Source organism: Enterococcus rivorum (assembly GCF_001742285.1).
GTDB classification, from domain to species: domain Bacteria; phylum Bacillota; class Bacilli; order Lactobacillales; family Enterococcaceae; genus Enterococcus_L; species Enterococcus_L rivorum.
The window spans coordinates 1-12,618 of sequence record NZ_MIEK01000054.1 but is presented as its reverse complement, the minus strand read 5'-3'; the positions used below and the strand labels follow the sequence as shown (position 1 = coordinate 12,618).

The 12,618-nt window shown below is 35.0% G+C and carries 10 protein-coding genes; 4 read left to right on the top strand and 6 right to left on the bottom strand.

Features of this window, described 5'->3' with window-relative positions:
- Positions 1-109: 109 nt before the first annotated feature.
- The 6 genes from gyrA to dnaA all read right to left on the bottom strand — a co-directional run bounded on the left by gyrA (position 110) and on the right by dnaA (position 9,149).
- The gene (gene gyrA / locus BCR26_RS14720) at positions 110-2,611 is read right to left on the bottom strand and encodes a DNA gyrase subunit A (RefSeq protein ID WP_069699730.1); all 2,502 of its coding nucleotides are present in this window, start codon (positions 2,609-2,611) and stop codon (positions 110-112) included.
- A 119-nt stretch (positions 2,612-2,730) separates the two neighbouring features.
- Entirely contained in the window at positions 2,731-4,680 is a 1,950-nt protein-coding gene (gyrB, locus tag BCR26_RS14715; protein ID WP_069699729.1) for a DNA topoisomerase (ATP-hydrolyzing) subunit B, read from the bottom strand.
- The gene (recF, locus tag BCR26_RS14710) at positions 4,677-5,804 is read right to left on the bottom strand and encodes a DNA replication/repair protein RecF (protein ID WP_069699728.1); all 1,128 of its coding nucleotides are present in this window, start codon (positions 5,802-5,804) and stop codon (positions 4,677-4,679) included. Before recF ends, gyrB begins: the two co-directional genes overlap by 4 nt.
- Positions 5,791-6,036 carry a S4 domain-containing protein YaaA gene (yaaA, locus tag BCR26_RS14705; protein WP_069699727.1) on the bottom strand — a complete coding sequence of 82 codons (246 nt, stop codon included), beginning with the start codon at positions 6,034-6,036 and terminating at the stop codon, positions 5,791-5,793. The genes recF and yaaA overlap by 14 nt, the downstream gene beginning before the upstream one ends.
- Before the next feature lie 433 nt (positions 6,037-6,469).
- Positions 6,470-7,600: a DNA polymerase III subunit beta gene (gene dnaN / locus BCR26_RS14700; protein ID WP_069699726.1), complete on the bottom strand. Its 1,131-nt coding sequence runs from the start codon at positions 7,598-7,600 to the stop codon at positions 6,470-6,472.
- Between the two features lie 199 nt (positions 7,601-7,799).
- Entirely contained in the window at positions 7,800-9,149 is a 1,350-nt protein-coding gene (gene dnaA, locus BCR26_RS14695) for a chromosomal replication initiator protein DnaA (protein ID WP_069699725.1), read from the bottom strand.
- Positions 9,150-9,727: 578 nt separating this feature from the next.
- Between dnaA and rpmH the strand changes: the two genes are divergently transcribed.
- The 4 genes from rpmH to jag all read left to right on the top strand — a co-directional run bounded on the left by rpmH (position 9,728) and on the right by jag (position 12,306).
- Positions 9,728-9,862 carry a 50S ribosomal protein L34 gene (gene rpmH, locus BCR26_RS14690; RefSeq protein ID WP_002356012.1) on the top strand — a complete coding sequence of 45 codons (135 nt, stop codon included), beginning with the start codon at positions 9,728-9,730 and terminating at the stop codon, positions 9,860-9,862.
- A 488-nt stretch (positions 9,863-10,350) separates the two neighbouring features.
- Positions 10,351-10,689 carry a ribonuclease P protein component gene (rnpA, locus tag BCR26_RS14685; protein ID WP_069699724.1) on the top strand — a complete coding sequence of 113 codons (339 nt, stop codon included), beginning with the start codon at positions 10,351-10,353 and terminating at the stop codon, positions 10,687-10,689.
- A 16-nt stretch (positions 10,690-10,705) separates the two neighbouring features.
- A complete protein-coding gene (locus tag BCR26_RS14680; protein ID WP_069699731.1) occupies positions 10,706-11,533 on the top strand; it encodes a YidC/Oxa1 family membrane protein insertase in 828 nt (275 codons plus the stop codon).
- 14 nt (positions 11,534-11,547) lie between these two features.
- Positions 11,548-12,306, top strand: a complete 759-nt coding sequence (jag, locus tag BCR26_RS14675) for an RNA-binding cell elongation regulator Jag/EloR (RefSeq protein WP_069699723.1) — start codon at positions 11,548-11,550, stop codon at positions 12,304-12,306.
- Positions 12,307-12,618: the final 312 nt, after the last annotated feature.

Here is a 12,618-nt window from a genome sequence, read left to right as displayed (position 1 = left end):
CTTCTGTCATCTCTAGTATGACAGGAAAAAGCCTGCAGGTCGATCACTTTATTTTCATTCTGTTTGGTGAGGGCGTTAGCCCTCATGGGTGTTTGTCTCAACCTCTTCTCTATTCTTCGGTTGTCTCTATTTCTTCAATTGTTTCAACAATTTCTATTTCTTCAACAATCTCTTCAATTTCTTCTGGTTCAACAACCGCCATCGTTACAACTTTTGCTTCATCTTCCATTCTCATCAAACGAACCCCTAGTGTTGCTCTACCTGTCTGAGAAACAGAATCTACATTGAAACGAATAATTACGCCTTTATTGGTAATTAATAGAATATCTTCTTCTCCACGAACTGTCGTCAAGCCAGCTAATGGACCATTTTTCGGTGTAATGTTTGCAGTTTTAATTCCTTTACCACCACGCCCTTTAACAGGGTACTCCGTAGCTTTTGTACGCTTGCCGTAGCCATTTTCAGTAATAACTAGCACTTCATCATTATCATCTAATAGAGAGGCTCCTACGACGAAATCATCGTCTCGTAAACGAATTCCTCGAACACCAGACGCAGTACGTCCCATATCACGGACAGCTTTTTCATCAAATCGAACAGAATAGCCTTTATGCGTACCGATTATCATCGTTTGTTCTCCGTTTGTCATGACAACATTGACTAATTCATCCTCTTCTTTAAGTCCAATTGCAATTAATCCATTACTGCGAATGTTGGAGAATGCTTTGACAGCGGTACGTTTTACCGTTCCTTTTCTTGTTGTAAAGAATAAGAAATGTCCTTCTTCGGCTTGTCCTTCCACTGCAATAATTGCTTGGATTTTCTCGCTGGAATCAATACCTAACATGTTAATTACTGGGATTCCTTTTGCCGTTCTACCGTATTCTGGAATCTCATAGCCTTTTGCTCGGTACACTTTCCCGTTATTAGTGAAGAATAGTAACGTATCATGGGTTGAGCAGGAAACAAGGTTCTTCACAAAATCATCGTCATGAACACCCATTCCTTGAACACCACGCCCACCTCGACGTTGTGCTCTAAATTCGCTATTGGCTACTCGCTTGATATATCCGTTGTTTGTTAAGGTAATGACCACTTCAGATTCTTCAATTAAGTCTTCGTCTTCTAAACTTAGTACTTCACCGACTAATAATTCTGTACGGCGTTTATCTCCAAATTTATCACGAATTTCACCTAACTCCGTTTTAATAATTTCAAGCACTCGTTCTGGACGAGCCAAAATATCTTTCAAGTCAGCAATAAATTTCAATAATTCTTGGTACTCGTTTTCAATTTTGTCTCGTTCTAAACCAGTTAATCGGCGTAAACGCATATCCAAAATAGCTTGAGCTTGGCGATCAGAAAATTCAAAGCGCTCAATCAATGAAGATTTAGCCTCATCATCAGATTTTGATCCTCTGATAATTGAAATTATTTCATCAATGTGATCCAAAGCAATTCGCAAGGCTTCTAAAATATGAGCACGTGCCTCAGCTTTGTTTTTGTCAAATTCTGTACGACGAGTAATGACAACGATTTGGTGCGCTACGTAATTTTCCAGAATTTGTTTTAGACTTAAGATTTTAGGCACACCATTTTCGATTGCTAACATATTAAACCCAAATGATGTTTGCAATGATGTCATTTTATAAAGATTATTTAAAATAACTGATGCACTAACATCACGACGAACATCGATAACAATGCGCATTCCTTCACGTGAAGATTCATCACGTAAGTCGGTAATCCCTTCAATACGTTTTTCTCTATGCAATTCTGAAATCCGTTCGATTAATCTGGCTTTATTTACCATGTATGGTAATTCAGTAACTAAGATTCGTTCTTTTCCATTTGGCATTTCTGTAATATCCACTTTTGCTCGGACTGTAATTGACCCTTTACCCGTCTCATACGCACGACGAATCCCTGATTTTCCCATAACCAAACCACCTGTTGGAAAGTCAGGTCCAGGTAACACTTCCATTAATTCTTGGGTCGTCACTTCTGGATTTTCCATTAATAAACCGACAGCCTCAATGACTTCAGTTAAGTTATGGGGTGGAATATTCGTTGCCATCCCTACAGCGATACCTGTTGTTCCATTGACTAATAGATTGGGAAAACGTGCAGGTAAGACATCTGGCTCTTGTTCTGAATCATCATAGTTTCCATGAAAGTCTACTGTATTTTTGTTAATATCTCGCAACATTTCTAAAGCAATTTTACTCATTCTTGCTTCCGTATAACGCATTGCTGCGGCTCCATCTCCATCGACAGAACCAAAGTTCCCATGACCATCTACTAGCATGGCACGGTAACTGAATGGTTGTGCCATCCGAACCATGGATTCATAAATCGCACTGTCACCATGGGGATGATATTTACCCATAACGTCTCCGACAATACGAGCTGATTTTTTATGTGGTTTATCTGGTGTTACGCCTAACTCATTCATTCCATATAAAATTCGACGATGAACTGGCTTCAAACCATCACGAACATCTGGTAATGCACGTGCTACGATAACACTCATTGCGTAATCAATGAAGGATTCTTTCATTTCACTGGTAAGATTTACATCTTGAATGTTCTCTTTTATTTCTTCACTCATGAATTTACTCCTTACTTTTCTAAAAGTTCGATGTCCACTCCTTCTAATGAAGTTAAACGCATAAAGGGAATGGTACTCTTACTTTTGTCAGGTCTGTCTTCTATTATTTCTAGCTTTGATTAAATATCTAAGTTTTTAACGTAATGAGCATTTTCTTCGATAAAGGCTCTACGTGGTTCTACTCTATCACCCATTAACATTTCAAATACTTGATCGGCTTCAATAGCATCATCAACACTTACACGGGCCATCATTCGTCTTTCTGGATCCATTGTTGTTTCCCATAGTTGATGATCATCCATCTCTCCTAACCCTTTATAACGCTGTACGCTAGGTTTTGGAGAAGCAGGTAGTGATTCAATTAATTCTGCTAATTCATTTTCTGCATTTTTCCCTGGTTGAACATAGGTAATATTTTTCCCTTGTTTCACACCATATAAAGGTGGTTGTGCAATATAAACATAACCAGCTTCTACAATTGGACGCATAAAACGATAGAATAATGTTAATAATAAGGTTCTAATATGAGCGCCATCCACATCCGCATCAGTCATAATTACTAATTTATGGTAACGAGCTTTTGCTACGTCAAAATCTGCGCCAAATCCTGTTCCCATTGCAGTAAATAACGAACGGATTTCTTCATTAGCTAAAATTTTCTCCATGCTAGCTTTTTCAACATTCAAAATTTTTCCTCGAATAGGTAAAATCGCTTGGAATTCACGGCTACGTCCTTGTTTTGCTGATCCTCCGGCTGAATCTCCTTCGACGATGAATAATTCGCATTTTTCAGGATCTTTACTAGAACAGTCAGCTAATTTACCAGGTAAATTACTGATTTCTAAAGCGCCTTTCCGACGTGTCACTTCACGAGCACGTTTTGCAGCCATCCGAGCTTTAGAAGCTAATAATCCCTTTTCGACAATTTGTTTCCCAACAGAAGGATTTTCCATTAAGAATTTGTTGAAGTATTCAGAGAACAGGCGATCAGTCACTGTACGAACTTCTGAATTTCCTAATTTTGTTTTTGTTTGCCCTTCAAATTGTGGTTCTGGATGTTTGATTGAGACTACAGCTGTTAATCCTTCACGAACATCTTCTCCCGTTAAGTTTTCATCATTTTCTTTCATGATTTTCTGCTTACGGGCATAATCATTAATCACACGTGTCAAAGAAGTTTTGAACCCAGATTCGTGAGTTCCCCCTTCATAAGTATGAATATTGTTTGCAAAACTTAACAAGTTTGTATGGTACCCATCTGTATATTGCATAGATACTTCTACAATGATATCTTGTTGTTCCCCTTCAATGAAGATTGGTTCTGGAAATAGAACTTCTTTATTGGCATTTAAATGCTCTACATAGCTCTTAATTCCGCCTTCATAATGATATTCTTTCAAAACTGGTGATTCTTCACGTTTATCTTCAATTGAAATTTTTAATCCTCTATTAAGGAAAGCTAATTCTCTCACACGTGTAGCTAATTTATCAAAATTAAATGTTGTTGTTTCTGTAAAAATTTCTGGATCAGGAACAAAATGGACTGTTGTACCATGTCGTTCTGTTTCACCAATGACTTTTAAATCCGCTGCTACTGCTCCTTGATGAAATTCTTGGTAGTAAATTTTGCCATCTTTGTAAACTTTAACATCTAATATTGTAGACAGTGCATTTACAACAGACGAACCTACTCCATGAAGACCTCCGGATACTTTATAACCGCCACCGCCGAATTTTCCTCCGGCATGTAGAACTGTAAAGACGGTTTCTACAGCTGGGCGTCCAGTTTTTTCTTGAATCCCAACGGGAATTCCCCGACCGTCATCGATAACAGTAATACTGTCATCTTTTTCAATGACTACTTGGATAGAAGATGCAAAACCAGCTAAGGCCTCATCGATAGAGTTATCTACGATTTCCCATACTAAATGGTGTAATCCTTCTGAACTAGTAGATCCAATATACATTCCCGGTCTTTTACGAACAGCTTCAAGGCCTTCTAATACCTGAATCTGACTGGCATCATATTCTTTGGCACGTTCTTTCATATTCTTCTCTTCTTCTGTCATATAGAACTATCCCTCTCTATCTCTCCCTGATGAACATAAAATATATCTGGTTCAACAGTTAGTTTATTATTTAAATGATCCAAACTCGTTGTTGTTAAAAAAGTTTGAACCTTTCCTTCAATGGTTTCTAATAAATGAAGTTGTCTTTCATTATCCAATTCACTCATTACATCATCCAATAACAAAACAGGGTATTCCCCTGTTTCTGCAAACATTAAATCAATTTCAGCTAGTTTCACACTTAAGGCAGTAGTTCTTTGCTGCCCTTGCGATCCATAGGTCTGAACATTTTGACCATTCACAATGAACATTAAATCATCTCTGTGAGGGCCTAAAAAGGTGTTCACTTTAAATAATTCTCGTTTGCGATTGTCAAGTAAACTTTGTAGTAGTTGTTTTTGGATTCCTTCTTGTGAAAATGTTTCTTTATCTATTGGGGTACTGGAAGAATACTCGATAAATAGTTCTTCTTTTCCATGGCTGATTTTTTTATGCAATAAGTTAGCCCAATACTCTAATTTTTTGATAAATTCTAATCTAGCGAACAAGACTTTACTACCAAAATCTGCCAATTGTTCCGTTAAAATATCTAAGTAGATAGTATCTGATTGCTTTTTATCTGCCAATTGTTTGAGGTACTGGTTTCTTTGCTTCAAAACAGATTGATATTGGACCAAATCATAAAGATAAATTGGATTGACTTGCCCCAGTTCCATATCAATAAATTTCCGTCTAATTTGAGGAGATCCTTTTACTAAAGATAAATCTTCTGGTGCAAATAAAATGACATTTAATTGACCGATATAAGAACTCAAACGTTTTTGTTCTATATGATTTACTTTTGTTTTCCTGCCTTTATTGGATACAATCAATTCCAACGGGACAGTTCCAGTCTTTTTTTCAATAATTCCACTTACTTTGGCAGAATCTGAATCCCAGTGAATCAGTTCTTTTTCATTGCTAGTTCGGTGACTACGAGTCATTGCTAAAACATAAATACTTTCTAGAAGATTGGTTTTCCCTTGGGCATTCTCTCCTAAAAAAATATTTAATGTTTTGGGAAAATCTAGCGTTAGTGAATCGTAATTACGATAGTGTTGCAAAGAAATTTCACTCAGTCTCATCTGCAGTCTCTGTCCCTTTTTTTACCATAAAAAAAGTACCTTCTTCAGGTAACTCAATCATCATACCGGCATATAATTTTCGTCCACGACGATTTTCCAATTCTCCGTCAACAAAAACACTATTTTCAGCCAAATACCATTTTGCTTGGCCACCACTACTAATGACATTAATTTCTTTTAAAAACTGTCCTAACGTCATGAAATCAGTTTCTAAAATCAGCGTTTTTTTCAAGATACATCCCTCTTTTAATTTTCACTTCGTACCTTAATATTATACCCTTTTTTTAGAGATAAAACAAATTTATCCGTCTAATTTTCTTTCTAAGCAATTTTGAAGTTAAACGACAAAAATTATTCAAAGGAAAATAGAAGTCTTAAAATGCAATTTAAGACTAAAATCTGCTTGATTAAGATTTGTAATTTTTCATTTCGTTTTCATTTATTGTGAAAATAGCTTAACAATACCTATAAAAAAAAGCGCTTTTACAGCCTGTTTACTTGAAGAAAGCTTTTTTAGTTACATAAAAAAGCAAAAATACATAGTAGTTGAAATGAAAGTCTCATTTCTTACTATGTATTTTTGCTCTTTTAAGCAAGCTCTAGTAGATTTTTGGTTTCTTTTAGTTAGATAGGTTACTTATCTCTTAAAAAGCCTTAAACCCCTCTTAATTTGTCCGTACAGGAGTAATTAATTGAATGAAGTTTAAATCTGTTTCAGTTGGTTCTAATGTGAACGGACGGATAGCTGAAATAAATTTCACTGTAATGCTCATATCTCCGAAAGCACGTAGGGCATCTTTCATATAATCTGGGTTGAAAGAAATTTCTAGTGGATCTCCGGTAACTTTTTCATAATTCAATTCTTCTTCCACTTTTCCGATTTCAGGAGAATTTCCATAAAGGACAACGGAATCTGAAGCGATTGATAAACGGACGATATTATTACGGCCTTCATGGGATAGTAAAGAGGCACGTTCAATTGCTGATAAAAGTTCTGGGACATAGAAATCAATCTCAGTGTTAAAGCTGGTTGGAATTAAACGATTAGTGTCCGGATAGTTTCCTTCTAGCAATCTTGAATAAAAGTACATGGTTTTAGTTTTGAAGAGTACTTGATTTTCCATAATACTGATTTCTACCATTTCTTCTTCATCTGTAAATGAACGAGAAAGTTCCGTTAAGCTTTTTCCTGGAATGACAATATTAAAGTTATCCACAGACTGCTCAATTGGGATAATTCTCTGACTTAGACGATGTGAATCAGTTGCGACAGCTAAAAGTTTTTGATTTTCTAAAATAAAGTGAACACCTGTAAGGATTGGGCGACTTTCATGTAAAGAAACAGCAAAACCAGTTTCGCCAATAATTTTTGTTAACAGGTGGACAGGTAATTTAATTTGGTTAGTAGCATCAATGACTGGAAGGTGTGGATAATTATCTGCATCTAATCCATTTACCGTAAAATCAGCTTTTCCTGAAGTGATTGCCACTTGGTTGTTATCTAGCACTTCCATTGTAAATAATTCTTCAGGAAGTTTACGAATGATTTCTCCAAAGAAACGAGCCATTAAAACAATGCTTCCTGTTCGTTCGATAGTCATTTGAGCTTTTTCTTCTTCTTTACTTAAAAAACTTTCAATAGAGATGTCTGCATTACTCCCTGTTAGTGTTAATCCTTCATCATTTAGAACAATTTTAACCCCTGTCAAAATGGGAATAGTTGTTTTGGAAGAAATAGCTCGTTGAACCGTTTGTAACTCTTGTAAAAATATACTTCTTTTTACAGTAAATTTCATAGTAAAAACTCCTTATAATTAAATTTGAAAAGACATCTTTTCATGGATGAATTCGTTTGTATTTATATATATAAATATAATAAAAGTAGTAGGTCCTGTTAATTCTGTGGAAAAGTAGAAAAAGCAAATATAGAATAAGTTTTCCACTTGTGTATAACCTGTGTATAACTTTTTGAAAATCTTAAAAGTTTTCCACAACTCATGAATTTAGCAAATTTTTGATTTCATTGACTTCTTTTTGCATCGTTGGATCTTTTTCTAAAAGTTGTTGAATTTTTTCATGGGCATGAATCACTGTTGTATGATCTTTTCCTCCAAATTCAGCACCGATTTTAGGTAATGAGTTATCGGTCATTTCTCTAGACAAGTACATAGAAATTTGTCTAGGTACTACGATTGATTTAACACGTTTTTTCCCTTTTAAATCTTTCAGCTGAATATGATAATACTTCGCGACTTCTTCTTGAATTTGTAAGATAGATAAGTGATTTTTATTGCCAGTAGATTTTAGTGATTTCAATGCATCAGCAGCTAAGCTTGTACTAATATCTTCACCGTTAATCGTTGCATAAGCTTGTACTCTAACTAATGCTCCTTCAAGTTCTCTTATATTAGAATCGATTTGTCCGGCAATATAACTAAGTGTGTCGTCTGGAATTTCTAAACGTTCTGCATCCGCTTTTTTTCTTAAAATCGCAATCCTAGTTTCAAGATCAGGTGGTGTAATATCAACGGATAGCCCCCAAGCAAAACGTGAAACTAATCGTTCAGGAAGTTTGGGAATATCGTTAGGTGGTCGGTCACTTGTTAAAACAATTTGTTTATTTTCATTGTAGAGATCATTAAATGTATGGAAAAATTCTTCTAACGTTGCTTCTTTTTCTGCAAGGAATTGAATGTCATCTACTAATAGTAAATCAACATTTCGATATTCTTTTCGAAACTGTTCAGATGTTTTTGTTTGAATGGAGTTAATAAATTCATTCGTAAAGGTTTCACTACTGACATATTTTACTTTCGCATCTGGTTGATTTAGCAACATTTGATGACCAATTGCGTGCATTAAATGAGTTTTTCCTAACCCAACACCGCCATAAAAGAATAAAGGATTATAAATCGACCCTGGATCTTCTGCTACAACCAGAGCTGCTGCATGTGCCATCTGATTCCCTTTACCGATAACAAAAGTGTCAAAAGAGTATTTGGGATTTAACATTGCTTTTTTGCTATGTTCTGTAAATCGCTCGGGTGTTTCTGATTCCATAGCAACATTGTCCTTTAAGACAGCTCTCTCTTCTGTTTCACCAGCAATGACAAAATGTGGCATCACTTCAGAACCAGTCAATTTAAAGCCAGTCTCTACAATTTTTGCTGCTAAGTTTTTTTCCCAATAATCTTTGTGAACAGCAGACGGTACTTCAAGCCAAAGCTGATTGTTCTCTAGTTTCAGTGGGTGTGTCGTTTTTATCCAAGCATCAAAACTAGGAACGGACAAAATGGATTGATACGTTTCTTCAAGATTTTTCCAGAAACTGTCCATATCTGGCATAGAGTGACCTCCTTAATAATAGATTTCTATATAGTAATAAAAATTCAAAGACTATTCATTTTGATTTATAAAAAATGAAATAAATAGAAATAGAATAAGCATCTAAAAGTTTAGCATTTTTTCGCAACTTTTTCCACAAGCAAATGTGAATTGTGGAAAAAAAATTAACAAACAGTAAAAAAGATATACACAAGCATGAAAAAGAATGTGGAAAACTATATAAAACAAATCTTATCCACAGAACGCTATGAATAATTAGAGTTGATATAATAATGTTTTTAGGAGTTATGCACAATTAAAAAACGTCATGTGCATAACTTTTTAACAACGTGTTTTTTTGTGAAAAACTCAAGGATAAAACAGAATCAGTCTGAAAATATAAAAAAACTATCCACAGGCAAATACCCAAAAAAATGTTTCTGTGGACAATTATTTTGGGTTTTAGGTAAAGAACTTCTTTTTAAGCGTAAGAAAATATTTCGATGAATATTATTGACAAATCACCCTATTACTCGTTATACTATCAAAGTATGTCTATATATTGATGGATAGTTACAATTTCAGGAGGTGGAACAGGGATGAAAAGAACATATCAACCAAACAAACGTAAACGTCAAAAAGTTCACGGATTCCGTAAACGCATGAGTACTAAAAATGGTCGTCGTGTGTTAGCTAGCAGACGTCGTAAAGGCAGAAAAGTTATTTCAGCTTAATTATTGCTGAACATAAAAACTACTAAATTTAAGAGCCCTTTGTTATCTTTACACCAAGTTTAGTGTGAGGATAATAAAGGGTTCTTTTGCCTAATGTAGTATTTTTTGTGAGTTAAAGTAACCAAAAGAAAGAAACCTGTTTCATTTTTGCGCAAGCACAGTATAAAATACTGAAAAAAAAGAAGAACAATGGTATTATATGAAATTGAAGCGACTAAAAGTACTTTGCGTTACAGTGGTTAGCAGAGGATGAAAGTTAGTTTAATCACTAACAGTCGTGAAGAAGATAAAATAGATTTTTTTCGTAAATAGCGCCTTATTGGCGTTTAAATAGAAAAAATAGAATTTATTTTTATCATCGCCTGATTTAAAAAGACAGAGACTATTCGTTGAAACTCTCTACAGTTTTGTAAGAAAAGGTTAAAAAATATACGCTAAATATGCTATTATTGTAGAGTAAGTAAAAAGAAAGAGACAAAGGGATAGAAATGAGAAAATCCTACCGAGTAAAAAAAGAAAAAGAATTTCAAGAAGTGTTCTTTAAAAAGCAATCTTGTGCAAATCGAAGATTCGTTGTGTATGTTCTAGAAAAACCGGAGCAGCAACATTTTCGAGTGGGGATCTCCGTTGGAAAGAAAATAGGAAATGCAGTGGTCAGAAATTCAGTTAAAAGAAAAATTCGAGCGACTGTGTATCAATTAAAAGCATCTATTCATCCAACTTGTGATTTTATTATTATTGCAAGACCAGGCGTAGAAAAGTTAACATCAAAAGAAATTCAAACGAATTTAGAGCATGTTTTAAAGCTTGCCAATATTTTGGAATAAGAAAGGAAAAGTTTTTGTGAAAAAATATAAACGTTTACTATTAATGGGTGGCCTGGTTACTTTGCTTTTTGTTTTGTCTGCCTGCGGAACCGGAGCAATTGATCAAAACAGTACTGGAATTTGGGATCGATATATTGTTTTTTATTTTGCGGAAGCAATTAAGGCGCTTTCCTTTGCAGCTAATACAGGGATTGGAATTATCTTATTTACCTTAATTATTCGAATTATTTTATTACCGCTTATGCATTTCCAAACGAAAAGTATGAGAAAAACACAGGAGTTGCAACCTAAATTAAAAGCGTTGCAGCAAAAATATTCTTCTAAAGATCCTGAAACACAACGACTATTTCGTGAAGAGCAGCAAAGACTTTATTCTGAAAATAATGTGAATCCATATGCAGGATGTCTACCGTTACTTGTACAAATGCCGATTATGATGGCCTTGTATCAATCGATTTCAAGAGTACCAGAATTAAAGCAAGGAAGTTTCTTATGGCTAAATTTGGGGCAACCGGATCCATATTTTATTTTGCCAGTTTTAGCAGCCTTGTTTACTTTTGCAAGTAGTTATCTAACAAGTATGAGTCAAATAGAATCAAATGCATCATTGAAAATAATGAACTTTGTAATGCCAGCTATGATCTTCTTCATGGGGATGACGTTAGCGAGTGGATTGTCTTTATACTGGGTAGTTTCAAATGCTTTCCAAGTAGGTCAAACATTGTTATTAAACAATCCATTTAAGATTCGCAAAGAACGAGCAGAAGCAGATAGAAAAGTGAAGGAACAAGAGCGAGCGTTGGAAAAAGCACAAAATCCTAAGAAAAAACGCAAGAAGAAATAAAGGAGGTTGTCAAAATGCCAGTTTATGAGGGAGTTACAGTTGAAGAAGCAACATCAAAAGGGTTACAAGCTTTAGGGTTAACAAAGGAAAAAGTAGAGATTCAAATTTTAGATACGGGAAAAAAAGGATTTTTAGGCTTTGGTAAAAAATTAGCACAAGTATCAATTGAACCTACGGTGAGCGAACAAATTACAGAAGCTGTTGAAGAAACAGTCGAAGATATCGTTGTCGCTGACGAAGTAATGAAAGCAACTGAGAGTGAAGCAACATTATCTAACTCAAAAGAAACAAAAGTTTTAGAAGAGCTAGAGGACGAAGAAGCAATTACTGAATTAGCGATGTATTTAACCAATATTACAAAAGAGTTAAATGCCCCTGCTTTGGTACGCTTGGAACGAACAGATGAAGTGATTATTTTTCACTTAGATTCCAATAAACAAGGTATTCTGATTGGTAAACATGGAAAAGTTCTAAATGCTCTTCAATATTTAGCACAAGTATTTATCCATCGTACCACAACTAACAAATTATCTGTAGTCGTTAATGTTGGTGACTATCGCGAGAAACGTCAAGCAATTTTACAGCGTTTAGCAGAGAGAACAGCAGAAAAAGTTAAACAAACAGGACGGCCAGTATTTTTAGAACCAATGCCTGCTTTTGAAAGAAAACAAATTCATTATACGCTAAGTAAAGATGAATACATTAAAACTCATTCTGAAGGTGACGAACCTTACCGTTACTTAGTTGTAGAGCCTGCAAAGAAATATTTTTAAAGAAAAATAAGAGCACTGTAACAGAAATTCTTTTTCAAAAGGGATTTTGTTACAGGCTTTTTTATCTTTTAAGAATGAAAAATAGATTGACAAAAGGGTGTAAACAAAGTATATTTTAATACGAAATCATTCTTATCAACGTACGAAAATGCGATGATAAAGTAGTTGAAGTACTTGGTGCTTCTCCCAGCCTGATTCTTTTAGAATCAGGCTTTTTTTGTTTGCCCGGCATGGTCAAACTCTAACGGGTTAAAGTCCCGAGTACGTCCAAGTAACGGAAAGTACCTAGTCGAAAACAAGGGTGTCCATGGT

Coding starts and splice junctions, on each gene's coding strand:
- gyrA (WP_069699730.1), bottom strand. CDS start 2,611: ATGAGTGAAGAAATAAAAGAGAACATTCAAGATGTAAATCTTACCAGT.
- gyrB (WP_069699729.1), bottom strand. CDS start 4,680: ATGACAGAAGAAGAGAAGAATATGAAAGAACGTGCCAAAGAATATGAT.
- recF (WP_069699728.1), bottom strand. CDS start 5,804: ATGAGACTGAGTGAAATTTCTTTGCAACACTATCGTAATTACGATTCA.
- dnaN (WP_069699726.1), bottom strand. CDS start 7,600: ATGAAATTTACTGTAAAAAGAAGTATATTTTTACAAGAGTTACAAACG.
- dnaA (WP_069699725.1), bottom strand. CDS start 9,149: ATGCCAGATATGGACAGTTTCTGGAAAAATCTTGAAGAAACGTATCAA.
- rpmH (WP_002356012.1), top strand. CDS start 9,728: ATGAAAAGAACATATCAACCAAACAAACGTAAACGTCAAAAAGTTCAC.
- rnpA (WP_069699724.1), top strand. CDS start 10,351: ATGAGAAAATCCTACCGAGTAAAAAAAGAAAAAGAATTTCAAGAAGTG.
- jag (WP_069699723.1), top strand. CDS start 11,548: ATGCCAGTTTATGAGGGAGTTACAGTTGAAGAAGCAACATCAAAAGGG.